Raw genomic sequence first — 24,363 nt, forward strand, 5'->3', positions numbered from 1 at the left:
TCGCGTTAAACTGCGCGGGTTTTTAGCCCCCCATTCCACCGGAGCCTTCCATGTCCCGCGTTACCTTGAGTCGCTATTTGATTGAGCAGACCCGCAGCAACAACACTCCTGCCGATCTGCGCTTCCTGATCGAAGTGGTGGCGCGTGCTTGCAAGGAGATCAACCACGCCGTGTCCAAAGGCGCCCTCGGCGGCGTTCTGGGCAGCATGGGCACTGAAAACGTTCAGGGCGAAGTGCAGAAGAAACTCGACGTGATCTCCAACGAGATCCTGCTCGAAGCCAACGAATGGGGCGGTCACCTGGCCGGTATGGCGTCCGAAGAAATGGACAACGCCTACCAGATCCCGGGCAAATACCCGAAAGGCGCGTACCTGCTGGTATTCGACCCGTTGGACGGTTCGTCGAACATCGACATCAACGCCCCGGTCGGCACGATCTTCTCGGTACTGCGTTGCCCGAACGAGTACCTGAGCCAGAACGAACCTTTGAATGAAAAGGCCTTCCTGCAGCCAGGCACCCAACAAGTCGCCGCCGGTTATGCGATCTATGGCCCACAGACCATGCTGATCCTGACCCTGGGCGACGGCGTGAAAGGCTTCACCCTGGACCGTGAAATGGGCAGCTTCGTACTGACCCACGAAAACATCACCATTCCTGAAGCTACCCAGGAATTCGCCATCAACGCCTCCAACCAGCGTCACTGGGAAGCCCCGGTACAGCGCTACGTCGGCGAATTGCTGGCAGGCGATGAAGGCCCGCTGAAAAAGAACTACAACATGCGTTGGGTTGCCGCGATGGTTGCGGACGTGCACCGCATCCTGACCCGTGGCGGTCTGTTCATGTACCCACGTGACAGCCGTGAGCCATCCAAGCCGGGCAAACTTCGCCTGATGTACGAAGCCAACCCGATGTCGTTCCTGGTGGAACAAGCGGGCGGCGCGTCCACCGACGGCCACCAGCGCATCCTCGACATCCAGCCAGAAGGCCTGCACCAGCGCGTAGCGGTGTTCCTCGGTTCGAAAGAAGAAGTTGCACGCGTCACGGCTTACCACAAGGAATAAATCATGAACGCGCCCTGGCAGCCGTTGCTCGATTGGTGGTTCGGTACAGCCGAAACCTCCAGGGCAATCGCGGCTGACAAGGGCAAGTTGTGGTTCGGCAAGCGCGACAGCCAGGACCTCGAAGCGCGGACGCGTTTCGGGGACCAGGTCGAGCAGGCACTGGCCGGCGGATTGACCGAATGGGCGCAACGCCCCGAAGGTTGGCTGGCACTGGTGCTGTTGCTCGATCAACTCCCGCGAATGATCTTTCGCGACTCCCCCAAATCCTTTTCCGGCGATCTCAGGGCGCAAGCGCTGGTGGCGCAAGGCATAGCCGCGGATTTCGATCGGCAGTTAAGGCCGATCCAGCGAGTGTTCATCTACCTGGTGTTCGAACACAGCGAGAACCTCGCGGTGCAGAACGAATGCATCTCGCGCTACATCGAGCTGGTGGCGCAACAGCCTGAAGTTGACCGGACTCTGTTTGCCGATTACCTGGATTACGCCGAGAAGCATCAGAAAGTGATTGCGCAGTTTGGACGGTTTCCGCATCGCAATGCGGTGTTGGGGCGGGAGTCTACGGCTGAGGAGTTGGTGTTTCTGTCGAAGCCGGGTTCACGGTTTTAGCGATTGTCCAAGCTCACGTGTTCCCTTGAAGCAGTCGCTTCATGAGCAGCGCGGGTAGACTTTTTCGCGAATCAGCAATGATGTGGATGTAAACGGTTTGCTCCCGAACTTCATATATGACTCGGTTCATACCTGAGAGGACTTGCCGGTATTGACTGAGATTGAGCTTCTCGATTTCTTCTGGGATCGATCCTGAATAAGGCTGCAATCCCAAATGACGGATAGCAGTCTTGAGGCTGGCATAGGTGGTTTGCCAGGTTTGGGTAGAGAACTGTTTGACTAGATAAGCGCGAAGTTCTTTCAAGTCGGTTTCGGCGGACTGAAGAATGACGACCTTCAAACTCATTGATGGTCAGCCCCGTCCAATTCAGCGAAGACATCTTCGACGTCGCGAAACTTACCTTCTTCAATTTCGCGATTACCCATCGCCAGAAGCTTTAGCAAGGCCATTGTGTCTTCTTGCTCTTCGAAGCTTTTCACGTCCATGACTACCAGCTTCGCTTCTCCGTTTTGGGTGATCACCAACGGCTCTCGGCTCTCTGTGAGTTGTTTGACGATTTCGGCGGTATGACTTTTCAGGTAGCTGATCGGTTTGATTTGAGATGAAAGCTTCATGGGATAAGCCGCTTCAAGTTGAGTAGGACTGAGTTTAGTCTTAATTCAGTCCTGAGTCAGGTCGAGCCGACCAGCGATTTCTGCGGAGGGAGTGATACCGCAATCGCGAGCAGGCCCACAGTGGATTTGTGAACACCACAGATCAAATGTGGGAGTGAGCCTGCTCCGGGCGGCGTTCCGGCGATGAGGCGGGGGAGTGCAGCTTAAATTCTGAAACTACCCACCAACTGCTTCAGCCGCGCCGCCTGCTGCTCAAGATCCGCACACGCACGCAAGGTCGACTGCAGGTTCTCCACGCCTTCCTGGTTCAGCGTGTTGATCTCGGTGATGTCGACGTTGATCGATTCCACCACGGCCGTTTGCTCTTCGGTGGCTGTGGCGACCGACTGGTTCATGCCGTCGATCTCACCGATGCGCTGGGTCACGCTGCCAAGACGCTCGCCGGCCTGGTTGGCGATGCCGACACTGCTTTCGCTCTGGCGCTGACTGTCGGTCATGGTGCTCACCGCTTCGCGGGCGCCGACTTGCAGTTCTTCGATCATCTTCTGCACTTGCTGCGCCGAATCCTGGGTGCGGTGGGCGAGGTTGCGCACTTCATCGGCAACCACCGCAAAACCACGTCCGGCTTCACCGGCGCGGGCGGCTTCGATGGCGGCGTTGAGCGCCAGTAGGTTGGTCTGCTGGGAGATGCTGGTGATCACTTCCAGAATCTGCCCGATATTGACCGTGTTGCTGTTGAGCGTTTCGATATTGCCGCACGAGTCGCTGATCTTCGCCGAGAGCTGTTGCATCGCCGCGATGGTTTTATCCACCACCTGCTGACCGTCTTCAGCGAGGCTGCGCGCGTCGCTGGAGTGTTGCGAGGCGAGGGCGGCGTTCTGCGCGATTTCCTGGGCGGCGGCGCCGAGCTGGTTGATTGCGGCGGCGACGCTGCTGGTGCGCGAGGCTTGCTGGTCGGAGTTGAACATCGACGAGTTGGAGGCAGCCACCACGCGCAGCGCCACTTCGTTGACCTGGCCGGTGGCCGAGGACACTTCGATGATGGAGGTGTGAATACGCTCGACGAAACGGTTGAACGACAAGCCCAAAGCGCCGAATTCATCGTGGCCGTGGATGGTCAGGCGTTTGGTCAGGTCGCCTTCACCTTCGGCGATGTCGTGCATGGCGCGGCCCATGGTCAGCAGCGGCTGCATCAGCAAGTTGATCAGCATGCCCAGCAACGCAATGATGATCACCACCGCAATCACCATGGCAATGATCGCCGAGGTGCGGAATTCGCTGAGCATCGAGAACGCGGTGTCCTGGTCGAGCACCAGTGCCACATACCAATCCGCCGACGGCACGCCGTTGACGTGGGTGAAGGAGATGAACTGGCGCTTGCCGTCGATCTCGACCTCTTTCATGCCCGGGCTGACTTTCGGCGCACCGTTGGAGTAGGCCTCGGTCAGGTTCTTGAGCACCAGTTTGCTGTCCGGATGGATAAGGATCTTGCCATCGGCGCTGACAATGAACGCATGGCCGTGACCGCCGAAGTTCAGCGAGTTGATGATCGCGCTGACGCTGGTCAGGTCGATGTCAGCACCGGCAACGCCGATCATCTGGCCCTGACGCTGTACCGGGGTCGCTACGGTGATCACCAGTTTGCCGGACGAAGCGGCGATGTACGGTTCGGTAACGATGGTCTGTTGCGCGCTGTTGGCCGCTTTGTACCAGCCACGTGCGCGTGGGTCGTAGTCCGGCGCGCGGTTGCCCGCCGGGATCGAGAACATCACGCCGTCCGCACCACCGAAGTAGCTCAGCTGGAAATTGCCGGTGTAGGCGGGCAGGTCGATGATCCGCTTCAGGCTGGCAGGGGCATTGCCGTCGGCGCTGACTTGCTGGGCCATCGACTGCAGCAACTGCATGCGGCTTTCCAGCCAGGTCTGGATGTTGCTGGTGGTCAGGCTGCCGAGTTCCTGCATCGAGGCCTCGGTGCTGCTGCGCAGGGTCTGGCGCTGGCGATAGTCGTTGAACAGGATGAAACAAGCGAATGCGACGGCCACCACGAGGGCGGCAGCCAGCAAGATCTTGTGGCTGAATTTCATGTTTCTGGTCATTGGATGAGCTACCGCAGGGATCTGGTCAACGAAGAGGGGCAAACGCCACGGGCGTGGCTTTGCGTTGCGTTTTATGTCGACTGAGCGGCGCCAAAGATTAGACACTTTTGACTAAAACCGACGAAATGCCCGATAGCCGCACAAAGTGGCTGATTCTTGGAGAAATGGCAGACGAGCGGCCCAATAAATAGCGGGTCGGCGAGGGAACCAGATGGGGGTTTTCTCTTCTAAGGTTCTGCTTGGCAGCCATGCCAATCCCTTCGCCCCTGGAGTTACACCATGTCGCTGCGATCCATCGCCCTGCTTTCGTTCTGCGTGTTGTTGGCTGCATGCAGCAAGGTCAATCAGGAAAACTACTCGAAGCTCTCGGCCGGCATGGCCAAGGCCGACGTGGAAACCTTATTGGGCAAACCCGCCGATTGTTCAGGCGCGCTCGGCATGTCCAGTTGCACCTGGGGCGACAAGAACAGCTTTATCAGCGTGCAGTACGCCGGTGACAAAGTGCTGATGTTTTCCGGCCAAGGCCTGAAGTAAACCGGGGCTACGCGCCCACGGGAGAAAAACAATGAAGCGGTTATTGATGATTCTTTTTGCCGGCCTGGTACTGGCCGGCTGTGCCAGTTCTGGCCAGGATCCGTTGGCGCCGAAAACGGCCAACAGCGTCAACCTCAAGCGCTACCAGGGCACCTGGTACGAATTGGCGCGCTTGCCGATGTATTTCCAGCGCGACTGCGCGCAATCCGAAGCTCATTACAGCCTGTTGCCCGACGGTAACGTCGCGGTGTTGAACCGCTGCCTGACAGCGCAGTGGCAATGGGAAGAGGTCAAGGGCACGGCTTATCCACAGGTGCCGGGCAAGACCGACAAGTTGTGGGTCGAGTTCGATACCTGGTTTTCCCGGCTGATTCCGGGCATTGCGAAGGGTGAGTACTGGGTGTTGTACGTCAGCGATGACTACAAGACGGCCATCGTCGGCGACCCGAGCCGCAAGTACCTTTGGTTGCTGTCGCGCACGCCGACCGTCAACGGTGTGGTGCGTGAAGAGTTGCTGAGCAAGGCGCGTCAACAGGGCTACGACACCACGCGGCTGATCTGGCGGGCGTCGGATACGCAGATGGCGAAAACCTCGAACTAGCAGGCAGCCTCTAACAAATGTGGGAGCGGGCTTGCTCGCGAAGGCGGACTGTCATTCAACATCTCTGTTGAATGTGACGTCCTCTTCGCGAACAAGCCCGCTCCCACATTTTGTTTTGCGTTAGCCCAGGAGATCGCGCAGGACCTGGGTGAACGCGCGGTTGCTCTCTTCTTCATCAGCATGCCGGCCATCACGCACGACCCACTGCCCATTCACCAGCACATCGCGCACCTGTCGATCACCACCGGCAAACAACCAGCGATTCAAAATCCCGTCGCCACTGGCCGTTGCCAGATACGGATCGTTGCCGTCCAGCACCAGCCAATCCGCACGTTTGCCAACCTCCAACGCACCAATCGGCTGCCGCAACGCCTGCGCGCCGCCATCGAGCGCGGCATCAAACAGCGTGCGCCCGACTATCGGCTGATCCGCGCCATACAAGCGGTTGCGCCGCTGGTCACGCAGACGCTGGCCGTATTCCAGCCATCGCAATTCTTCCACCACGCTCAACGACACATGGCTATCGGACCCGATGCCCATGCGCCCGCCCTGAGCGAGAAAATCCACTGCCGGGAATATCCCGTCGCCAAGGTTGGCTTCGGTGGTCAGGCATAGGCCGGCGATGGCGCGACTCTTGGCCATCAGCGTGACTTCTTCCGGGTTGGCGTGGGTCGCGTGGACCAGGCACCAGCGCTGATCGACGTCGACATTTTCGTACAGCCATTGCAGCGGACGGCGACCGCTCCAGGTCAGGCAGTCGTCGACTTCTTTTTGCTGTTCGGCGATGTGGATGTGCACCGGGCACTGCTTGTCGCTGGCCGCCAGCACTTCGCTGATCTGTTGCGGCGTGACCGCGCGTAGCGAGTGGAAGCAAAGCCCCAGAGCCTGCGCCGGTTGCTGCGCGAGGATTGGTTGCAGCCGCGATTGCAGCTTGAGGTAGTTTTCGGTGCTGTTGATGAAGCGGCGCTGGCCTTCGTTCGGTGTCTGGCCACCGAAACCGGAATGGCTGTAGAGCACCGGCAACAAGGTCAAACCGATACCGGCGGAACTGGCGGCCTGGCTGATGCGCAGCGCCAGTTCGGCCGGATCGGCGTAAGGCTGACCATTGAGGTCGTGGTGCACGTAGTGAAATTCCGCGACCGAGGTGTAACCGGCCTTGAGCATTTCGATGTACAGCTGACGGGCGATGACGCCGAGTTGTTCCGGGCTGATTTTTCCGACGAGGCGATACATCAAGTCGCGCCAGGTCCAGAAGCTGTCGTTCGGATTGCCCGCCACTTCCGCCAGCCCGGCCATGGCCCGCTGGAAGGCGTGGGAGTGCAGATTCGGCATGCCCGGCAGCAGCGGACCGCTCAACCGTTCGGCGTCATCTGCATGGGAATCGGCCCGGATATGGGTCAATACGCCGTCGGCGCTGACCTCAAGACGTACATTGTTGGCCCATCCACTAGGCAGCAGCGCGCGTTCGGCAAAGAAGGCGGACATGGTTCAGCACCCCATCGTGTGTTATTTGTATATACATATACAGACGTTTGCCTGCCCGGTAAACTCCGGCAAGCTAGCAACCCTATCCAAACGAACAAGGATTAACCGTGCCGACTCCGCCTCCAGTCTCTCCGTTGGCCGCGAACATGGGCGACAGTCCGGCGCCCTTGTACGCCCGCGTCAAACAAATGATCACCCAGCAAATCGACAGTGGAAACTGGCCGCCGCACTACCGCGTTCCGTCGGAAAGCGAGCTGGTCAGCCAACTGGGCTTCAGTCGCATGACCATCAACCGCGCCCTGCGCGAGATGACCGCCGATGGCCTGCTTGTGCGCATGCAAGGCGTCGGCACGTTCGTCGCTGAACCGAAAAGCCAGTCCGCCCTGTTCGAAGTGCACAACATCGCCGACGAAATCGCCTCTCGCGGCCATCGCCACACCTGCAAGGTCATCACTCTTGAGGAAGAGGCCGCGGGCTCCGAGCGCGCCCTGGCCCTGGACATGCGCGAAGGGCAGAAGGTATTCCACTCGCTGATCGTGCATTTCGAAAATGACATTCCGGTGCAAATCGAAGACCGTTTCGTCAACGCGCTGGTGGCACCGGATTACCTCAAGCAGGATTTCACCCTGCAAACGCCATACGCCTACCTGAACCAGGTCGCGCCGCTGACCGAGGGCGAGCATGTGGTCGAGGCGATCCTCGCCGAGTCGTCCGAATGCAAATTGCTGCAGATTGAAAAGGGCGAGCCGTGCCTGCTGATCCGTCGCCGCACCTGGTCCGGGCGTCAGCCGGTGACAGCCGCTCGCTTGATCCACCCCGGTTCCCGTCATCGCCTGGAAGGTCGCTTTCATAAATGAGCAGTCTGAAAGTTTTACGCGCCAAAGATTACCCACGCATGCCGTGGAAAAACGGCGGCGGCAGCACCGAAGAAATCACCCGCGACGCCGGCACCGGTCTGGATGGGTTTGGCTGGCGCCTGTCGATTGCCGACATTGGTGAGTCGGGCGGGTTTTCCACCTTCGCCGGTTATGAGCGAATCATCACCGTGTTGCAGGGTGATGGCATGAGCCTGTCGGTTGACGGTCAGAACACACGGTCACTGCTGCCGCTGGACCCGTTTGCCTTCAGTGGTGAGAGCAAGGTTTCCTGCACGTTGCTTGGCGGTCCGATTCGCGACTTCAATCTGATTTATGCGCCGCAGCGTTATGACGCGCGGTTGCAGTGGTTGAGTGGCGAGCAGCGGTTCTTCAGCTCGGCGGGGACAGTGTTGGTGTTTAGTGTCAGCGAAACGCTGGAAGTGAAAGTCGGTAACAGTGCTTCGCAGCTTGGTCGGCATGATTGTTTGCAACTGGGCGGTAACACCGATCTGCTGGACGTATCCATCAATGGCGCATGCTGCGTGATTGAACTGGCTGCACGCTGATCCAAAATCCTTCCCTGTAGGAGCGAGCTTGCTCGCGAAAAACCAGAGGGCGCCGCTGGGCATCTGGTTTTACGCGTCATCGTTCACGACCATCGCGAGCAAGCTCGCTCCTACAGAAAGATCGTTCCCCAAAGCGCACCACTTTGTTACCGAACGCCCCAGCGTGGCGCAAAACCCCGCTCAAGTAACAACGCACACGTCCTCCACAAAATCCCTCCGAAAAATTTCATCTACGCCAGAACCCTTGTTTCAGGCGCTCTCCAGCCGTTTAAGAATTTTTCTTGAATGCCCATCCAACAAGTTGGCCGCTTGATTGCATATGCTTGTATGTACAAGTAAAGACGTATGCGTATGAGTCACGAAGACTCAACCGTCGTCCACTGATTCGCCGGTGTGCACTGATGCCCATCGGCTTGCTCGCCCACTGCCTGGGTTGGTTTTGGATTGATTGCTGAGGAGTTCTTTTCGTGACTAAATTTCGTGACGTTGAAATCCGCGCTGCCCGCGGTAACAAGCTGACCGCCAAGAGCTGGCTGACCGAAGCGCCGCTGCGCATGCTGATGAACAACCTCGACCCGGAAGTCGCCGAGAACCCTAAAGAACTGGTGGTTTACGGTGGCATCGGTCGTGCGGCACGTAACTGGGAATGCTACGACAAGATCGTTGAAAGCCTGACCAACCTGAACGACGACGAGACCCTGCTGGTGCAATCCGGCAAGCCGGTCGGCGTGTTCAAGACTCACACCAATGCACCACGCGTGCTTATCGCCAACTCCAACCTGGTTCCACACTGGGCGAGCTGGGAACACTTCAACGAACTCGACGCCAAAGGCCTGGCCATGTACGGCCAGATGACCGCCGGCAGCTGGATCTACATCGGCAGCCAGGGCATCGTCCAAGGCACCTACGAAACCTTCGTCGAAGCCGGTCGCCAACACTACAACGATGACCTGAAAGGCAAGTGGGTACTGACCGCTGGCCTGGGTGGCATGGGTGGCGCTCAGCCTCTGGCTGCAACCTTGGCCGGCGCTTGCTCGCTGAACATCGAATGCCAGCAGATCAGCATCGATTTCCGCCTGAAAAGCCGCTATGTCGACGAGCAGGCCACCGACCTCGACGACGCGCTGGCCCGCATCGACAAATACACCAAAGAAGGCAAAGCGATTTCCATCGCACTGCTGGGCAACGCGGCTGAAATCCTCCCGGAACTGGTCAAGCGTGGCGTACGCCCGGACATGGTCACCGACCAGACCAGCGCCCACGACCCGCTCAACGGCTACCTGCCGGCCGGCTGGACCTGGGATCAGTACCGCGAACGCGCCAAGACTGAACCGGCCGCTGTAATCAAGGCCGCCAAGCAATCGATGGCCGTGCACGTTAAAGCCATGTTGGACTTCCAGAAAATGGGCGTGCCGACCTTCGACTACGGCAACAACATCCGTCAGATGGCCCAGGAAGAAGGCGTGGAAAACGCATTCGACTTCCCAGGCTTCGTGCCGGCTTACATCCGTCCGCTGTTCTGCCGTGGCATCGGCCCGTTCCGTTGGGCTGCACTGTCGGGCAACGCTGAAGACATCTACAAGACCGACGCCAAAGTCAAAGAGCTGATCCCGGACGACGCTCACCTGCACAACTGGCTGGACATGGCTCGCGAGCGCATCAGCTTCCAGGGTCTGCCGGCGCGTATCTGCTGGGTTGGCCTGGGTCTGCGCGCCAAGCTCGGCCTGGCGTTCAACGAAATGGTTCGCAGCGGCGAGTTGTCGGCGCCAATCGTGATCGGCCGCGACCACCTGGACTCCGGTTCGGTCGCCAGCCCGAACCGTGAAACCGAATCGATGCAGGACGGTTCCGACGCCGTGTCCGACTGGCCACTGCTCAACGCTTTGCTGAACACCGCAAGCGGCGCTACCTGGGTTTCCCTGCACCACGGCGGCGGCGTCGGCATGGGCTTCTCCCAGCACTCGGGCATGGTGATCGTCTGCGACGGTACTGACGAAGCGGCCGAGCGTATCGCTCGCGTTCTGCACAACGACCCGGCGACCGGCGTTATGCGTCACGCCGATGCCGGTTACCAGATCGCGATCGACTGCGCCAAGGAACAAGGGCTGAACCTGCCGATGATTACCGGCAAGTAATGCTTGCCCCTGTAGGAGCAAAGCTTGCTCGCGATAGCGATGTGTCAGCCAACGCAAATGTTGAATTTGCCGGCCTCATCGCGAGCAAGCTCAGCTCCTACAGGGGAATCACACCAACCCAGAATAACAATCCACAGAGGTTGAACCATGGCTGTTAACAGCGAACGTGCAGGCAACAAACCGTTGATCGAGAAGCGCTCGATTGACTACATCCCGGAAGCGGAAAGACACGGTCGTCTGTTCAGCCAGTTCACCCTGTGGATGGGTGCCAACCTGCAAATCACCGCGATTGTCACTGGGGCCCTGGCCGTGGTGCTGGGCGGTGATGTGTTCTGGTCGTTGATCGGTTTGCTGATCGGGCAACTGCTCGGCGGTGGCGTGATGGCGCTTCATGCCGCGCAAGGTCCCAAGCTTGGCCTGCCACAGATGATCTCCAGCCGCGTGCAGTTTGGCGTTTATGGCGCGGCCATCCCGATCGTGCTGGTGTGCCTGATGTACCTCGGTTTCACCGCAACGGGCACGGTACTTTCCGGCCAGGCGCTGGGCCAGTTGTTTGGCGTTAGCGACAGCGTCGGCATCCTCATTTTCGCCAGTGTCATCGTGCTGGTCACGGTGCTGGGTTATCGGGTGATCCATTGGATCGGCCGTATCGCCAGTGTCATTGGTGTGATTGCCTTCGTTTACCTGTTCGCTCGCCTGATGAGCCAGACAGACGTCGGCGCGCTCCTGCAAATCCGCCACTTCAGCTGGAGCAGCTTCCTGCTCGCGGTGTCGCTCGCGGCATCCTGGCAGATCGCCTTCGGCCCTTACGTGGCTGACTATTCGCGTTATTTGCCGAGCAAGGTTTCCTCGGTGAAAACCTTTTTCGCCGCTGGCGCAGGTTCGGTGATTGGCGCACAAGTGGCGATGGTCCTCGGCGTGTTTGCTGCAGCTTCTGCCAATGGGCAGTTCGCCGGGCACGAAGTGGCTTACATCGTTGGTTTGGGCGGTACTGGTGCCACCGCCGCGCTGCTGTATTTCAGCATTGCGTTCGGCAAGGTCACCATCTCCACGCTGAACTCCTACGGCAGCTTCATGTGCATTGCGACCATCATCAGCGGTTTCCGTGGTGACCTGAAGGTAACGCGCTTACAGCGTCTGGTCTTCGTGCTGGTCATCGTCGGTGCCGCGACCCTGATGGCGTTGCTCGGTCAGCACTCGTTCCTCGGTGCGTTCAAGTCCTTCATCCTGTTCTTGCTGGCGTTCTTCACGCCATGGAGCGCGATCAACCTGGTGGACTACTACTGCATCACCCGCGAGCGCTATGACGTACCGGCACTGGCCGATCCGAACGGTCGCTACGGTCGTTGGAACCTTCTCGGCATCAGCGTCTATGTTTTCGGTGTGCTGGTGCAGTTGCCGTTCATCTCCACCAAGTTCTATACCGGTTCAATGGTGGCGGCCCTGGGTGATGTGGATATTTCCTGGATCATCGGCTTGGTACTGCCTGCCGTCGTGTATTACGTGTGCGCAAAAAAATGGCACGGCAGCGTGCCCGATCAATTGATTCTGCCGGTCGAGCAGGACAGCGTTGAACAACCAAAAACAAGCGGGGCCGGTCGCGCTGCGGCGCAGGCCTGACTGGACGTGGACAGGGCTGGATGCCTCTTGACTGCCGTAAGCCCATTCATGATTAGGAGCGTCAATACAATGAAATCGAACAAGACCCTGCTGACCACTTTGCTTTCCATGGGCCTGCTGGCCAGCGCCGGCGCCACTCAGGCGGCGGGTTGGTGCGAGTCGGGCAAACCGGTGAAATTCGCCGGCCTGAACTGGGAAAGCGCCATGCTCCTGACTGACGTGATGCAAGTCGTGCTGGAGAAAGGCTACGACTGCAAGACTGACAGCCTGCCGGGCAACTCCATCACCATGGAAAACGCCCTGGGCAGCAACGATATTCAAGTGTTTGCCGAAGAATGGGTCGGCCGTAGCGAAGTCTGGAACAAGGCCGAGAAGGCCGGCAAAGTCGTCGGCGTTGGCGCACCTGTAGTGGGCGCAATCGAAGGCTGGTACGTGCCGCGCTACGTGATCGAAGGCGACGCCAAGCGCAAGCTGGAACCTAAAGCGCCGGACCTGAAAAACATTGCCGATCTGGGCAAATACTCCGCCGTGTTCAAGGACGCCGAAGAGCCATCCAAGGGCCGCTTCTACAACTGCCCGGCCGGCTGGACCTGTGAGCTGGACAACAGCGAAATGCTCAAAAGCTACGGCCTGGAAAGCACCTACACCAACTTCCGCCCGGGCACTGGCCCGGCGCTGGATGCCGCCGTGCTGTCGAGCTACAAGCGTGGCGAGCCGATCCTGTTCTACTACTGGTCGCCAACGCCGCTGATGGGCCAGGTCGATGTGGTGAAACTCGAAGAGAAGCCAGGCGTGAACAAGACCGTGACCATCAAGGTCGGTCTGTCCAAGACGTTCCACGACGAAGCGCCAGAACTGGTCGCCGTGCTGGAAAAGGTCAATGTGCCAATCGACATCCTGAACCAGAACCTTGGCCGCATGACCAAAGAGCGGATCGAGTCGCCAAAACTGGCCAAGATCTTCTTGAAGGAACATCCTGAAGTCTGGCACGCATGGGTGAGCGAAGACGCAGCCAAGAAAATCGACGCGGCCTTGTAGGTTGAGCTTCTCCGGCTGTCGGCAACGGCAGTCGGATGCTTGATCGCAACCCCTTGATTGAGAGTCTCTTATGTTTCCCGAAAGCTTTACCTTTTCCATCGCCGACTGGGTCAACGGTTGGGTCGATTCGCTGGTCACCAACTACGGCGACGTGTTCCGTCACATCTCCGACACCCTGTTGTGGGCCATCGTCAATCTCGAAAGCCTGCTGCGTGCGGCACCGTGGTGGTTGATGTTGGCCATCGTCGCCGGCGTGGCCTGGCACGCGACCCGCAAGGTCGTGACCACCGCCGTGATCGTCGGCTTGTTGTTCCTGGTGGGCGCGGTCGGCCTCTGGGACAAGCTGATGCAGACACTCGCGCTGATGATGGTGGCGACGGTCATTTCGGTACTCATCGGCATTCCGCTGGGCATCCTTTCGGCGCGCAGCAATCGCCTGCGTTCGGTGCTGATGCCGCTGCTGGACATCATGCAGACCATGCCGAGCTTCGTGTACCTGATCCCGGTGCTGATGCTGTTCGGTCTGGGTAAGGTCCCGGCGATTTTCGCCACCGTGATCTACGCCGCACCGCCGCTGATCCGCCTGACCGATCTGGGCATCCGCCAGGTCGACGGTGAAGTGATGGAAGCGATCAACGCCTTTGGTGCCAATCGCTGGCAGCAACTGTTCGGTGTGCAGCTGCCGTTGGCCCTGCCGAGCATCATGGCCGGGATCAACCAGACCACCATGATGGCCCTGTCGATGGTAGTAATTGCCTCGATGATCGGTGCCCGTGGCCTGGGTGAAGACGTGCTGGTGGGGATTCAGACCCTCAACGTCGGACGTGGCCTCGAAGCCGGTCTGGCGATCGTGATTCTGGCTGTGGTGATCGACCGCATTACTCAGGCGTATGGTCGGCCACGGCATGAGGTGAGCAAATGAACAACGCAACCGTGAGCAAGATCGAAGTCAAAAACGTCTTCAAGATTTTCGGCAACCGTTCCAAGGAAGCGCTGGCCATGGTTGGCCAGGGCAAAACCAAAGAGCAGGTGCTGAACGATACTGGCTGCGTGGTCGGTGTGAACGACTTGTCCCTGAGCATCGGCAGTGGCGAGATCTTCGTGATCATGGGCCTGTCGGGTTCCGGCAAATCGACACTGGTACGGCACTTCAATCGCCTGATCGACCCGACCAGCGGCGCGATCCTGGTGGACGGCGTGGACATCCTGCAATACGACATGGAAGCCCTGCGCGAATTTCGTCGACGCAAGATCAGCATGGTGTTCCAGAGCTTCGGCCTGCTGCCGCACAAGAGCGTGCTGGACAACGTTGCCTACGGTTTGAAAGTCCGTGGCGAAAGCAAAGCCATGTGCAGCGAACGTGCGCTGCACTGGATCAACACCGTGGGCCTCAAGGGCTACGAAAACAAATACCCGCATCAGCTCTCGGGTGGCATGCGTCAGCGTGTGGGCCTGGCCCGCGCCTTGGCGGCGGACACCGACATCATCCTGATGGACGAAGCCTTCAGCGCCCTCGACCCGCTGATCCGCGCCGAGATGCAGGACCAGTTGCTGGAGCTGCAAAAGACCCTGCACAAGACCATCGTCTTCATCACCCACGACCTCGACGAGGCCGTGCGCATCGGCAACCGCATTGCGATTCTCAAGGACGGCCGCCTGATCCAGGTCGGCACGCCACGGGAGATCCTGCATTCGCCGGCGGATGAGTATGTCGACCGGTTCGTGCAGCGTCGGGCGGCGGTGGTTTAAGAGATTTGCGGTGCTTGTTCTGGCCTCTTCGCGAGCAAGCCCGCTCCCACATTTGGAGTGCGATTTTCTGTGGGAGCGGGCTTGCTCGCGAAGGCGTCAGTAAAGCTGCATCAATATTTGGATGAGGTCAAAGATGTCCCAGGCTGAAAAAATCGTTATCACCCAAGCGCAGGTCACCTGGCAGGACGTGGTCGCCGTGGCCCGCGATGGCGCGCAACTTGAGCTGTCGACCTCGATCTGGGCGCGCATCGAAAACGCCCAGGCCATCGTCCAGCGCATCGTCTCCAGCGGCGAACGCGCCTACGGCATCAACACCGGCCTGGGTGCCTTGTGCAACGTCTCGCTGCAGGACGAACAACTCAGCCAGTTGTCGCGTAATACCTTGCTCAGCCACGCCTGTGGCGTCGGCGCGCCGCTGACTAACGAGCAGACCCGCGCGATCATGTGCGCCGCCGTCGTCAACTACAGCCACGGCAAATCCGGCCTGCATCGTCAGGTGGTTGAAGCGCTGCTGGCGCTGCTCAACCGCGGCATCACTCCGCAAGTGCCGTCCCAGGGTTCGGTGGGTTACCTCACCCACATGGCGCACATCGGCATCGCGCTGCTGGGTGTGGGCAATGTCAGCTATCGCGGGCAAATCGTTTCGGCTCAGCAAGCGCTGGCTGAAGAAGGCCTGCATCCGGTAAAGCTCGGCGCCAAAGACGGTTTGTGCCTGGTCAACGGCACGCCGTGCATGAGCGGCCTGAGCTGCCTGGCCATCGCCGACGCCACGCGCCTGCTGCACTGGGCCGACGTGATCGGCGCCATGAGCTTCGAAGCCCAGCGCGGGCAGATTGACGCGTTTGATGCCGAGATCATCGCACTCAAGCCGCACCCGGGCATGCAACAGGTCGGGATCAACCTGCGCGCCATGCTCGACGGCAGTGAAGTGATTGCAAAGAGCAAAGGTATTCGCACCCAGGATGCGCTGAGCATTCGCTCGATCCCGCAGGTGCACGGCGCCGCGCGTGATCAACTGGTGCACGCGATCAAGCAGATCGAAACCGAGCTCAATGGCGCTACCGACAACCCGCTGGTGCTGGGCACTGCGGACAATTACCGCGTGGTTTCCCAGGCCAACCCGCACGGTCAATCCGTGGCGTTGGCGGCGGACCTGCTGGCCATCGCCATGGCGGAAATCGGCTCCATCGCCGAGCGTCGTCTGGACCGTTTGATCAATCCGCACGTCAGCGGTCTGCCGGCATTTTTGGTGGCCAATCCGGGGGTGAACTCCGGGATGATGATCGTGCAGTACGTCGCCGCTTCGCTGTGCGCGGAAAACCGCCAGTTGGCGCAACCAGCAGTGCTCGATAACTACGTCACTTCGGGCCTGCAGGAAGATCACCTGAGCATGGGCACCAATGCCGCGCTCAAGCTGCATCGCGCCTTGGAAAACTGCACGCAGATCCTCGCCATCGAGTATCTGTTGGCGGCCCAGGCGTTTGAATTTTTGAAAGAGCAGCGCTTCGGCGCCGGCACCGATACTGCTTGGCGTCTGCTGCGTGAGCGGGTTCCGGCTTACGATCAGGATCGTTGGCTGGCGCCGGACATTGCCGCCGCTGCCGGCGTGTTGAAAGAAGCGAATTTGCTACACAAAGCTTTACCGAACCTGAACTGATTTCTACATAAGCCAGCGTGCCAAGGCGCCAGCCCCCCAAAAGGTGGGAAGCGACGGACAACGGACATCTCCGGAGCGTCTGGTTAGTTAATAAAAACTCTCAAAAGGAGAATGAACGTGACTGCGCTTAATTTGATCCCTGGCCAACTGACCCTCGCCCAACTGCGTGAGGTGTATCAGCAACCGGTGAAACTGACCCTCGACAACAGCGCCTCGGCGCAGATCGAAGCCAGTGTTGCCTGCGTGGAACAAATCCTCGCCGAGAACCGCACCGCTTACGGCATCAACACCGGTTTTGGTCTGTTGGCCTCGACCCGCATCGCCAGCGAAGACCTGGAAAACCTGCAGCGCTCGCTGGTGCTGTCCCACGCCGCCGGCGTCGGCCAGCCGATCAGCGACGAGCTGGTGCGCCTGGTCATGGTGCTCAAGGTCAACAGCCTGAGCCGTGGATTCTCCGGCATCCGCCGCGTGGTGATCGACGCGCTGATCGCCCTGATCAACGCCGAGGTATACCCGCACATCCCGCTGAAAGGTTCGGTCGGTGCATCGGGTGACTTGGCGCCTCTGGCCCACATGTCGCTGGTACTGCTGGGCGAAGGCAAGGCGCGCTACAAAGGCGAGTGGATGGAAGCCACCGAAGCGCTGAAAGTCGCCGGTCTGGCGCCGCTGACCCTGGCCGCGAAAGAAGGCCTGGCGCTGCTCAACGGCACTCAAGTATCCACCGCGTTTGCCCTGCGTGGCCTGTTCGAAGGCGAAGACCTGTTCGCCGGCGCCCTGGCGCTGGGTGGCCTGACCGTTGAAGCGGTATTGGGCTCGCGCTCGCCATTCGACGCACGCATCCACGCTGCCCGTGGCCAGAAAGGCCAGATCGACGCCGCTGCCGCTTACCGCGATCTGCTGGGCGAGCGCAGCGAAGTGTCCGACTCCCACGAGAACTGTGAAAAAGTCCAGGACCCGTACTCGCTGCGCTGCCAGCCGCAAGTCATGGGCGCCTGCCTGACTCAGTTCCGTCAGGCCGCCGAAGTGCTGGCCGTCGAAGCCAACGCGGTCTCCGATAACCCGTTGGTTTTCGCTGCCGAAGGCGACGTGATTTCCGGCGGTAACTTCCACGCTGAGCCGGTGGCCATGGCCGCTGACAACATGGCTTTGGCCATCGCCGAAATCGGCTCCCTGAGCGAGCGTCGCATCTCGCTGATGATGGACAAGCACATGTCGCAACTGCCGCCATTCCTGGTGGCCAACGGCGGCGTGAACTCCGGCTTCATGATCGCTCAGGTGACGGCTGCCGCACTGGCCAGCGAGAACAAGGCACTGTCCCATCCGCATTCGGTGGACAGTCTGCCGACCTCCGCCAACCAGGAAGACCACGTATCGATGGCTCCGGCAGCGGGCAAGCGTCTGTGGGAAATGGCGGAAAACACTCGCGGGATTCTCGCGGTGGAATGGCTGGCGGCGGTGCAGGGTCTGGACCTGCGCAACGGTCTGAAGACGTCGACGAAGCTGGAAAAGGCTCGCGCCATCCTGCGTAAAGAAGTGCCGTTTTATGAGAAGGACCGGTTCTTTGCGCCGGACATCAATGCGGCGACTGAACTGTTGGCTTCGCGTTGCCTGACTGAATTGGTTCCGGCCAAGTTGCTTCCAAGCCTTTAACCTGTAACCGATCGTTCCCACGCTCTGCGTGGGAATGCCTCTAGGGACGCTCCGCGTCCAGTGACGCAGAGCGTCACGGGCTGCATTCCCACGCAGAGCGTGGGAACGATCATTGTGGAGACTAAGGGATGAAAACCCTCTGGCAACACTGCCACGTCGCAACCATGGCGCAAGGCGTCTACTCGAACATCGAGGATGCGGCCATCGTGACGTCCGGTGCGCTCATAGAGTGGATCGGCCCGCGCGCTGAACTGCCGGCGGGCGAGTACCCGGCGGTCAATGATTTGAACGGGGCCTGGGTCACGCCGGGCCTGATCGACTGTCACACCCACACGGTGTTCGGCGGTAACCGCAGCGGTGAATTCGAACAGCGTCTGCAAGGCGTCAGCTACGCGGAAATTGCCGCTGCCGGCGGCGGCATCGCCAGCACCGTACGCGCCACCCGCGCCGCCAGCGAAGACGAGTTGTTCGCCAGCGCCGCCAGGCGCCTGAAAAGCCTGATGCGCGATGGCGTCACCAGCATCGAGATCAAATCCGGCTACGGTCTGGACCTGGCCAACGAACGCAAGATGCTGCGCGTGGCCCGCCGCCTCGGCACCGAACTGCCGGTCAGCGTGCGCAGCACCTGTCTGGCGGCTCACGCCTTGCCGCCGGAGTACAAGGATCGCGCCGACGACTACATCGATCACATCTGCACCGACATGCTCCCGGCCCTGGCCGCCGAAGGGTTGGTCGACGCGGTGGATGCGTTCTGTGAATACCTGGCGTTCTCGCCTGCTCAGGTCGAGCGCGTCTTCATCACCGCTCAGGAACTGGGCTTGCCGGTGAAACTGCACGCCGAGCAATTGTCGTCGCTGCACGGTTCGAGTCTGGCAGCGCGTTACCACGCATTGTCCGCCGATCACCTGGAATTCATGACCGAAGACGACGCCATTGCCATGGCTGAATCCGGCACTGTCGCCGTGCTGTTGCCCGGCGCTTTCTACTTCCTGCGCGAAACCCAATTGCCGCCGATGGACGCTCTGCGCAAACACGGCGTGAAAATCGCCATCGCCAGCGACCTCAACCCCGGCACCTCGCCAGCACTGTCGTTGCGCCTGATGCTGAACATGGCGTGCACCTGTTTCCGCATGACCCCGGAAGAAAGCCTGGCGGGCGCAACGATTCATGCCGCTACTGCTTTGGGCATGGCCGACACCCACGGTTCGCTTGAACCGGGCAAGTTTGCGGACTTCGTCGCCTGGCAAATCGATCGTCCGGCCGACCTGTGTTACTGGCTGGGCGGCGACCTGGAAAAACGCGTCGTGCGCCACGGCGTCGAAACGAGTCTGTAGGAGATCTGTTGTGGATAAGGTTCTGAACTTCAAACAAGGCCGCGTGCCGCTGCTGATCAGCATGCCGCACGCCGGTGTGCGCCTGACGCCTGCGGTCGAAGCCGGGCTGATCCCCGACGCGAAAAGCCTGCCGGACACCGACTGGCACATCCCGCAGCTTTACGACTTCGCCGCCGAACTGGGCGCCAGCACCCTGGCCGCCGAGTACTCGCGATTTGTCATCGACCTGAATCGTCCGTCTGACGACAAACCGCTGTACGTTGGCGCCACCACCGGCCTGTATCCGGCGACATTGTTTGACGGAATTCCGTTGTTCCGAGAAGGGCTGGAGCCTTCGAAAGAAGAACGCGCGACGTATCTGGAAAAGGTCTGGACGCCGTACCACAGCACCCTGCAAAACGAACTGGCGCGCCTCAAGGCCGAGTTCGGCTATGCGCTGCTGTTCGATGCGCACTCGATCCGCTCGATCATTCCGCATCTGTTCGACGGCAAGCTGCCGGACTTCAACCTCGGCACCTTCAACGGCGCCAGTTGCGATCCACAGCTTGCCACTCAACTGGAAGCGATCTGCGCCGGACATCCGGATTACAGCCATGTGCTGAACGGGCGCTTCAAGGGCGGCCACATCACCCGGAACTACGGCAATCCGGCCGAGAACATCCATGCCGTGCAACTGGAGTTGGGGCAGTGCACGTATATGGAAGAGTTCGAGCCGTTTCGCTATCGGCCGGATCTGGCGGAGCCGACGCGGGTGGTGTTGAAGGAGTTGTTGCAAGGGTTGTTGGCTTGGGGCGAAAAACACTACCAGCGCTAATGTCTGGCGCATAACCCTGTGGGAGCGAGCCTGCTCGCGATAGCGGTCTGCCTGTCACATCTATGTCGACTGATCCACCACCATCGCGAGCAGGCTCGCTCCCACAGTTAAACCTCATCGCCACATTGAACAGTCGCCACTGTGCAAATCACGGTCGCCACAGTTCGCTTTTACCGCTCGTCTGCTGCGTAATGTTCTGGCCACGGTGCACAAAGACACCGGCCTCACAATAATCCGCTGCCGCACGAGACTCATCCCGATGAAAAGACTGTTCACCCGCTGTCTCTCAATCTTCTGCGGCACCGCTCTGTTGAGCGCGGGAGTCATGGCCGCTGACGATGCCTCCTGTAAAGCCGTGCGCATGGGTGTGGTCAACTGGACCGACGTGATTGCCACCAGCGGCATGGCCGATGTGCTGCTCAATGGCCTCGGCTATGAAAGCAAACAGACCAGCGCCGTGCAGCAAATCATCTTCGCCGGCATTCGCGACAAGCGTCTGGACATCTTCCTCGGTTACTGGAAACCGGCGATGGACAAGAACATCGCGCCGTTCCTGGCCGCCAATCAGGTGAAGGTCCTGGACAAGCCAAGCCTGGCCGACGCCCAGGCCACTCTCGCGGTTCCTGACTACGTGGCGGCTGCGGGTTTGAAAACCTTCGCCGACATCGCCAAATTCAAAAACCAGCTCGGCGGCAAGATCTACGGCATCGAGCCGGGCAGCGGCGCCAACACCACGATCAAGACCATGATCGAAACCAATCACTTCGGCCTGAAGGACTTCAAACTGATCGAGTCTGGCGAGGCCGGCATGCTCGCTGCCGTTCAGCGCGCGGTGAACCGCAAGGAGTTCGTGGTGTTCGTCGGCTGGACTCCGCACCCGATGAACATCAACATGAAGATCGCCTATCTGACCGGCAGCGAAGACGTCTACGGGCCGAACGAAGGGGCGGCGACCGTCTCCACCGTGACCGCGCCGGATTACGCCCAGCGGTGCCCGAACGTCAATCGCCTGCTGGAGAACCTGACCTTCACCGCCGCCCAGGAAAGTCAGCTGATGGTGCCAATCATGGAGCGCCAGACGCCCCAGGACGTCGCCAAAAAATGGCTGCGTGACCATCCGGAGGATTTGCAGCGCTGGCTGGCCGGTGTCAGCAGTTTTGATGGCAAGGACGGCGTGGCCACCGTTCAGGCCAGCCTGAAAAACTGACAGCACCGGCTTCTTTGTAGGAGCAAGGCTTGCCCGCGATGGCGGCCTCAAGATCGCCATCGCGGGCAAGCCTTGCTCCTACAAGATTGTCGTAGGTGCATGCAATTGGGCTAATGAAATGTCGGCTTATAGGTTTCAAGCTAATGGCTCACTATCCGCTTTCTGAACAGATGACCGCGTTCGTCGACAAAACCCTGAGTTTCAACACCACCGAAAGCAGCCTGAGCGGCTTGCGCCAGGCCTACAGCGAGATGTGCCGGGCATTCACCCCGCCACGTCCCGCCGGGCTGTATGTCGTCGATTTCGAGTTGGCCGGTGTGGCGGTGCGGTCTTACCAGCCGCCGGCTTCATCGTCGACCGAGGCTGTTCCGTGCATCGTTTATCTGCATGGCGGCGGGTGGGTGGTTGGCGACTTGGATTCCCATGACTTCATTTGCGCCGAGCTGGCCTCGACACTGGGCGTGTTGGTGATCGCTGTCGATTATCGTCTGGCGCCGGAGCATCCGTTTCCGGCGGCGTTCGATGACTGTCTCAGTGTCTGGCGTGCTCTGCGCACCGGTCCGTTTCGAATCGATCCCGAACGCACACTGGTGGCAGGTGACAGTGCAGGCGGCAATCTTGCTGCGGCGCTATGTCTGGCGTTGCGCGACGCGGGTGAGCCGTTGCCGGCTGCGCAGGTGCTGATCTATCCGGGGTTGGGGGGCGATCAACGGTTAGCGTCGCGCAGTGAATGCGTTGATGCGCCATTGCTCAGCAGCAGTGATGTGGATTGCTATCACGCGTTGTATTTGCGCGGCACGGCAAAACCGGGCGCCTATGCGATGCCGTTGCTCGCAGCGGATTTCAGCGGACTGCCACCGGCATGGATTGCCGTTGCGCAATTCGACCCGCTGCGTGATGACGGCGTGCTATACGCCGAACGGTTGAACGCCGCCGGTGTGACCGCGTCGCTGTATTACGGCAACGGACTGATTCATGGTTGTTTACGGGCGCGGGGGCAGGCTGACGAGGTGGATGCGTTGTACGAAACGCTGCTCAGGTATCTCGCGGAAAAACTCTGACCCTGCAAGGGCATGCTCATTGACGTAAATCGGGTTTATGATGCCCAACGGCAGAATAATAGAAGTCCCCCCAGGGATGACCTCGACCCCTTACGGAGCGCGCAATGCAGACTTTGTACCCGCAGATCAAACCCCACGCCCGGCACGATCTGGCCGTCGACGAAACTCACACGCTGTATGTCGACGAAAGCGGTTCACCGGAAGGTTTGCCGGTGGTGTTCATCCACGGCGGCCCCGGTGCCGGTTGTGATGCCCAGAGTCGTTGCTACTTCGATCCCAACTTGTACCGGATTGTCACTTTCGACCAGCGCGGTTGCGGTCGCTCCACGCCTCACGCCAGCCTGGAAAACAACACCACCTGGGATCTGGTCGCCGACCTCGAGAAGATTCGCCAGCACCTGGGTATCGACAAGTGGGTGCTGTTCGGCGGCTCGTGGGGTTCGACCCTGGCGCTGGCCTACGCGCAAACCCACCCGGAGCGTGTGCACGGCCTGATCGTGCGCGGGATCTTTCTCTGCCGTCCGCAGGAAATCGAATGGTTCTATCAGGCGGGTGCCAGCCGTCTGTTCCCGGATTACTGGCAGGACTACATCGCACCGATTCCGCTGGAAGAGCGCGACGACCTGCTGACAGCATTCCATAAACGCCTGGTGGGCAACGATCAGATCGCCCAGATGCACGCGGCCAAGGCCTGGTCCTTGTGGGAAGGTCGCACCGCGACCCTGCGCCCGAATCCGTTGGTGGTTGATCGCTTCTCCGAGCCTCAGCGCGCGTTGTCCATCGCCCGCATCGAATGCCACTATTTCAGCAACAACGCATTCCTTGAACCGAACCAGTTGATTCGCGACATGGGCAAGATCGCTCACTTGCCGGGCGTGATCGTCCATGGTCGCTACGACGTGATCTGCCCGCTGGACAACGCTTGGGAACTGCACCAGGCCTGGCCGAACAGCGAGCTGCAAGTCATTCGCGACGCCGGCCATGCCGCTTCCGAACCGGGCATCACCGATGCACTGGTGCGTGCCGCTGATCAGATGGCACGACGTCTGCTCGATCTGGCTCCCGACGAAGCATGAAGGGCCTGCTGCAACGCGTGCGAGGCGCGCGAGTGGAGGTAGCGGGAGAGGTGGTCGGCGCCATCGATCAGGGATTGCTGGTGCTGGTGGCCGTTGAGCCCGACGACACGCGGGCCAGCGCCGACAAACTTCTCAATAAGCTGCTTAACTATCGAGTGTTCAGTGACGCCGAGGGCAAGATGAATCTGTCCCTGGCGGATGTAGGCGGCGGGTTGCTGCTGGTCTCGCAGTTCACCCTGGCCGCCGACACCAAAAGCGGGTTGCGCCCGAGTTTTTCGACCGCGGCGCCTCCGGCCTTGGGTGAGGAGCTGTTCGACTATCTATTAGGCAAAGCGAAACAGGTGCATGGCACTGTGGCATCAGGTAGATTCGGCGCGGATATGCAGGTGCACCTGGTCAATGATGGCCCGGTAACCTTCCTGTTACAGACCTGAAAGCGCTTGAAACATCTTTTTAAGCGCTTTTCGACTGAAAACAGGCGTTTTTACCGATAAATACTTTGTTACCCCTGATGCGTTGTAACGCGGCCTACTAGATAATCGCGCGCTACGGGGATCAGCGTTCGTTGGTCCATTTTGACTTAGGTAGAGACTTGTACGGA

General features: G+C 59.9%; 23 protein-coding genes. 19 read left to right on the top strand and 4 right to left on the bottom strand.

The features are described 5' to 3' along the window. Window positions 1-50: 50 nt before the first annotated feature. A complete protein-coding gene (locus V6Z53_RS04065) occupies window positions 51-1,061 on the top strand; it encodes a class 1 fructose-bisphosphatase (RefSeq protein ID WP_015093094.1) in 1,011 nt (336 codons plus the stop codon). 3 nt (window positions 1,062-1,064) lie between these two features. Then, complete coding sequence (locus V6Z53_RS04070; RefSeq protein WP_338584261.1) at window positions 1,065-1,667, top strand: DUF924 family protein; 603 nt, start codon at window positions 1,065-1,067, stop codon at window positions 1,665-1,667. A gap of 13 nt (window positions 1,668-1,680) precedes the next feature. Here the strand turns inward: V6Z53_RS04070 and V6Z53_RS04075 are convergent, their stop codons facing one another. The 3 genes from V6Z53_RS04075 to V6Z53_RS04085 form a co-directional block, all read right to left on the bottom strand. After that, window positions 1,681-2,013, bottom strand: a complete 333-nt coding sequence (locus tag V6Z53_RS04075) for a type II toxin-antitoxin system RelE/ParE family toxin (protein ID WP_338584262.1) — start codon at window positions 2,011-2,013, stop codon at window positions 1,681-1,683. Further along, window positions 2,010-2,282, bottom strand: coding sequence for a type II toxin-antitoxin system Phd/YefM family antitoxin (locus tag V6Z53_RS04080; protein ID WP_338584263.1), 273 nt, complete (start codon window positions 2,280-2,282; stop codon window positions 2,010-2,012). Before V6Z53_RS04080 ends, V6Z53_RS04075 begins: the two co-directional genes overlap by 4 nt. Window positions 2,283-2,485: 203 nt before the next feature. Further along, a complete protein-coding gene (locus V6Z53_RS04085; RefSeq protein ID WP_338584264.1) occupies window positions 2,486-4,378 on the bottom strand; it encodes a methyl-accepting chemotaxis protein in 1,893 nt (630 codons plus the stop codon). Window positions 4,379-4,657: 279 nt separating this feature from the next. Here V6Z53_RS04085 and V6Z53_RS04090 point away from each other — a divergent pair, with 279 nt between their 5' ends. Together V6Z53_RS04090 and V6Z53_RS04095 are read left to right on the top strand one after the other, a co-directional pair. Beyond that, the gene (locus tag V6Z53_RS04090) at window positions 4,658-4,912 is read left to right on the top strand and encodes a hypothetical protein (protein WP_090328096.1); all 255 of its coding nucleotides are present in this window, start codon (window positions 4,658-4,660) and stop codon (window positions 4,910-4,912) included. Window positions 4,913-4,943: 31 nt separating this feature from the next. Next, window positions 4,944-5,513: a lipocalin family protein gene (locus V6Z53_RS04095; protein ID WP_338584265.1), complete on the top strand. Its 570-nt coding sequence runs from the start codon at window positions 4,944-4,946 to the stop codon at window positions 5,511-5,513. 120 nt (window positions 5,514-5,633) lie between these two features. On the opposite strand, the gene V6Z53_RS04100 is transcribed toward V6Z53_RS04095, so the two are convergent. Then, a complete protein-coding gene (locus V6Z53_RS04100; RefSeq protein ID WP_338584266.1) occupies window positions 5,634-6,998 on the bottom strand; it encodes a formimidoylglutamate deiminase in 1,365 nt (454 codons plus the stop codon). A gap of 146 nt (window positions 6,999-7,144) precedes the next feature. Here V6Z53_RS04100 and hutC point away from each other — a divergent pair, with 146 nt between their 5' ends. The 15 genes from hutC (at window position 7,145) to dtd (ending at window position 24,196) form a co-directional block, all read left to right on the top strand. Then, entirely contained in the window at window positions 7,145-7,855 is a 711-nt protein-coding gene (gene hutC / locus V6Z53_RS04105; RefSeq protein WP_173677901.1) for a histidine utilization repressor, read from the top strand. After that, on the top strand, window positions 7,852-8,421 hold the full coding sequence (locus V6Z53_RS04110; RefSeq protein ID WP_338584267.1) for a HutD family protein: 570 nt from the start codon (window positions 7,852-7,854) through the stop codon (window positions 8,419-8,421). Before hutC ends, V6Z53_RS04110 begins: the two co-directional genes overlap by 4 nt. Window positions 8,422-8,888: 467 nt before the next feature. Then, window positions 8,889-10,556 (top strand): urocanate hydratase, encoded by a 1,668-nt coding sequence (gene hutU, locus V6Z53_RS04115; protein ID WP_338584268.1) that lies wholly within the window; start codon window positions 8,889-8,891, stop codon window positions 10,554-10,556. A gap of 147 nt (window positions 10,557-10,703) precedes the next feature. Next, a complete protein-coding gene (locus V6Z53_RS04120; RefSeq protein WP_338584269.1) occupies window positions 10,704-12,176 on the top strand; it encodes a cytosine permease in 1,473 nt (490 codons plus the stop codon). A 69-nt stretch (window positions 12,177-12,245) separates the two neighbouring features. After that, complete coding sequence (locus V6Z53_RS04125; protein ID WP_338584270.1) at window positions 12,246-13,214, top strand: ABC transporter substrate-binding protein; 969 nt, start codon at window positions 12,246-12,248, stop codon at window positions 13,212-13,214. 70 nt (window positions 13,215-13,284) lie between these two features. Next, window positions 13,285-14,136, top strand: coding sequence for a proline/glycine betaine ABC transporter permease (locus V6Z53_RS04130; RefSeq protein WP_338584271.1), 852 nt, complete (start codon window positions 13,285-13,287; stop codon window positions 14,134-14,136). Next, the gene (locus V6Z53_RS04135; RefSeq protein ID WP_338584272.1) at window positions 14,133-14,963 is read left to right on the top strand and encodes a glycine betaine/L-proline ABC transporter ATP-binding protein; all 831 of its coding nucleotides are present in this window, start codon (window positions 14,133-14,135) and stop codon (window positions 14,961-14,963) included. Before V6Z53_RS04130 ends, V6Z53_RS04135 begins: the two co-directional genes overlap by 4 nt. Window positions 14,964-15,096: 133 nt before the next feature. Beyond that, the gene (hutH, locus tag V6Z53_RS04140) at window positions 15,097-16,620 is read left to right on the top strand and encodes a histidine ammonia-lyase (RefSeq protein ID WP_338584273.1); all 1,524 of its coding nucleotides are present in this window, start codon (window positions 15,097-15,099) and stop codon (window positions 16,618-16,620) included. Between the two features lie 111 nt (window positions 16,621-16,731). Further along, the gene (gene hutH, locus V6Z53_RS04145) at window positions 16,732-18,270 is read left to right on the top strand and encodes a histidine ammonia-lyase (RefSeq protein WP_338584274.1); all 1,539 of its coding nucleotides are present in this window, start codon (window positions 16,732-16,734) and stop codon (window positions 18,268-18,270) included. A 128-nt stretch (window positions 18,271-18,398) separates the two neighbouring features. Then, window positions 18,399-19,604, top strand: a complete 1,206-nt coding sequence (gene hutI / locus V6Z53_RS04150; RefSeq protein ID WP_338584275.1) for an imidazolonepropionase — start codon at window positions 18,399-18,401, stop codon at window positions 19,602-19,604. Between the two features lie 10 nt (window positions 19,605-19,614). After that, the gene (gene hutG, locus V6Z53_RS04155; protein WP_338584276.1) at window positions 19,615-20,418 is read left to right on the top strand and encodes an N-formylglutamate deformylase; all 804 of its coding nucleotides are present in this window, start codon (window positions 19,615-19,617) and stop codon (window positions 20,416-20,418) included. A gap of 259 nt (window positions 20,419-20,677) precedes the next feature. Beyond that, window positions 20,678-21,625, top strand: coding sequence for a choline ABC transporter substrate-binding protein (locus V6Z53_RS04160; RefSeq protein WP_338584277.1), 948 nt, complete (start codon window positions 20,678-20,680; stop codon window positions 21,623-21,625). 143 nt (window positions 21,626-21,768) lie between these two features. Further along, window positions 21,769-22,686, top strand: coding sequence for an alpha/beta hydrolase (locus V6Z53_RS04165; protein WP_338584278.1), 918 nt, complete (start codon window positions 21,769-21,771; stop codon window positions 22,684-22,686). 104 nt (window positions 22,687-22,790) lie between these two features. Then, window positions 22,791-23,762, top strand: a complete 972-nt coding sequence (gene pip, locus V6Z53_RS04170) for a prolyl aminopeptidase (RefSeq protein ID WP_338584279.1) — start codon at window positions 22,791-22,793, stop codon at window positions 23,760-23,762. Next, window positions 23,759-24,196 carry a D-aminoacyl-tRNA deacylase gene (gene dtd, locus V6Z53_RS04175; protein ID WP_056852236.1) on the top strand — a complete coding sequence of 146 codons (438 nt, stop codon included), beginning with the start codon at window positions 23,759-23,761 and terminating at the stop codon, window positions 24,194-24,196. Before pip ends, dtd begins: the two co-directional genes overlap by 4 nt. The last annotated feature ends 167 nt before the right edge of the window (window positions 24,197-24,363 follow it).

It is taken from the genome of Pseudomonas sp. MAG733B (genome assembly GCF_036884845.1).
Taxonomy (GTDB): Bacteria; Pseudomonadota; Gammaproteobacteria; order Pseudomonadales; family Pseudomonadaceae; genus Aquipseudomonas.

Bases quoted from the DNA above. Each gene is read 5' to 3' on its own strand.
- V6Z53_RS04065 (WP_015093094.1), top strand. From the start codon at position 51: ATGTCCCGCGTTACCTTGAGTCGCTATTTGATTGAGCAGACCCGCAGC.
- V6Z53_RS04070 (WP_338584261.1), top strand. From the start codon at position 1,065: ATGAACGCGCCCTGGCAGCCGTTGCTCGATTGGTGGTTCGGTACAGCC.
- V6Z53_RS04075 (WP_338584262.1), bottom strand. From the start codon at position 2,013: ATGAGTTTGAAGGTCGTCATTCTTCAGTCCGCCGAAACCGACTTGAAA.
- V6Z53_RS04080 (WP_338584263.1), bottom strand. From the start codon at position 2,282: ATGAAGCTTTCATCTCAAATCAAACCGATCAGCTACCTGAAAAGTCAT.
- V6Z53_RS04085 (WP_338584264.1), bottom strand. From the start codon at position 4,378: ATGACCAGAAACATGAAATTCAGCCACAAGATCTTGCTGGCTGCCGCC.
- V6Z53_RS04090 (WP_090328096.1), top strand. From the start codon at position 4,658: ATGTCGCTGCGATCCATCGCCCTGCTTTCGTTCTGCGTGTTGTTGGCT.
- V6Z53_RS04095 (WP_338584265.1), top strand. From the start codon at position 4,944: ATGAAGCGGTTATTGATGATTCTTTTTGCCGGCCTGGTACTGGCCGGC.
- V6Z53_RS04100 (WP_338584266.1), bottom strand. From the start codon at position 6,998: ATGTCCGCCTTCTTTGCCGAACGCGCGCTGCTGCCTAGTGGATGGGCC.
- hutC (WP_173677901.1), top strand. From the start codon at position 7,145: ATGGGCGACAGTCCGGCGCCCTTGTACGCCCGCGTCAAACAAATGATC.
- V6Z53_RS04110 (WP_338584267.1), top strand. From the start codon at position 7,852: ATGAGCAGTCTGAAAGTTTTACGCGCCAAAGATTACCCACGCATGCCG.
- V6Z53_RS04120 (WP_338584269.1), top strand. From the start codon at position 10,704: ATGGCTGTTAACAGCGAACGTGCAGGCAACAAACCGTTGATCGAGAAG.
- V6Z53_RS04125 (WP_338584270.1), top strand. From the start codon at position 12,246: ATGAAATCGAACAAGACCCTGCTGACCACTTTGCTTTCCATGGGCCTG.
- V6Z53_RS04130 (WP_338584271.1), top strand. From the start codon at position 13,285: ATGTTTCCCGAAAGCTTTACCTTTTCCATCGCCGACTGGGTCAACGGT.
- V6Z53_RS04135 (WP_338584272.1), top strand. From the start codon at position 14,133: ATGAACAACGCAACCGTGAGCAAGATCGAAGTCAAAAACGTCTTCAAG.
- hutH (WP_338584273.1), top strand. From the start codon at position 15,097: ATGTCCCAGGCTGAAAAAATCGTTATCACCCAAGCGCAGGTCACCTGG.
- hutH (WP_338584274.1), top strand. From the start codon at position 16,732: ATGAACGTGACTGCGCTTAATTTGATCCCTGGCCAACTGACCCTCGCC.
- hutI (WP_338584275.1), top strand. From the start codon at position 18,399: ATGAAAACCCTCTGGCAACACTGCCACGTCGCAACCATGGCGCAAGGC.
- V6Z53_RS04160 (WP_338584277.1), top strand. From the start codon at position 20,678: ATGAAAAGACTGTTCACCCGCTGTCTCTCAATCTTCTGCGGCACCGCT.
- V6Z53_RS04165 (WP_338584278.1), top strand. From the start codon at position 21,769: ATGGCTCACTATCCGCTTTCTGAACAGATGACCGCGTTCGTCGACAAA.
- pip (WP_338584279.1), top strand. From the start codon at position 22,791: ATGCAGACTTTGTACCCGCAGATCAAACCCCACGCCCGGCACGATCTG.
- dtd (WP_056852236.1), top strand. From the start codon at position 23,759: ATGAAGGGCCTGCTGCAACGCGTGCGAGGCGCGCGAGTGGAGGTAGCG.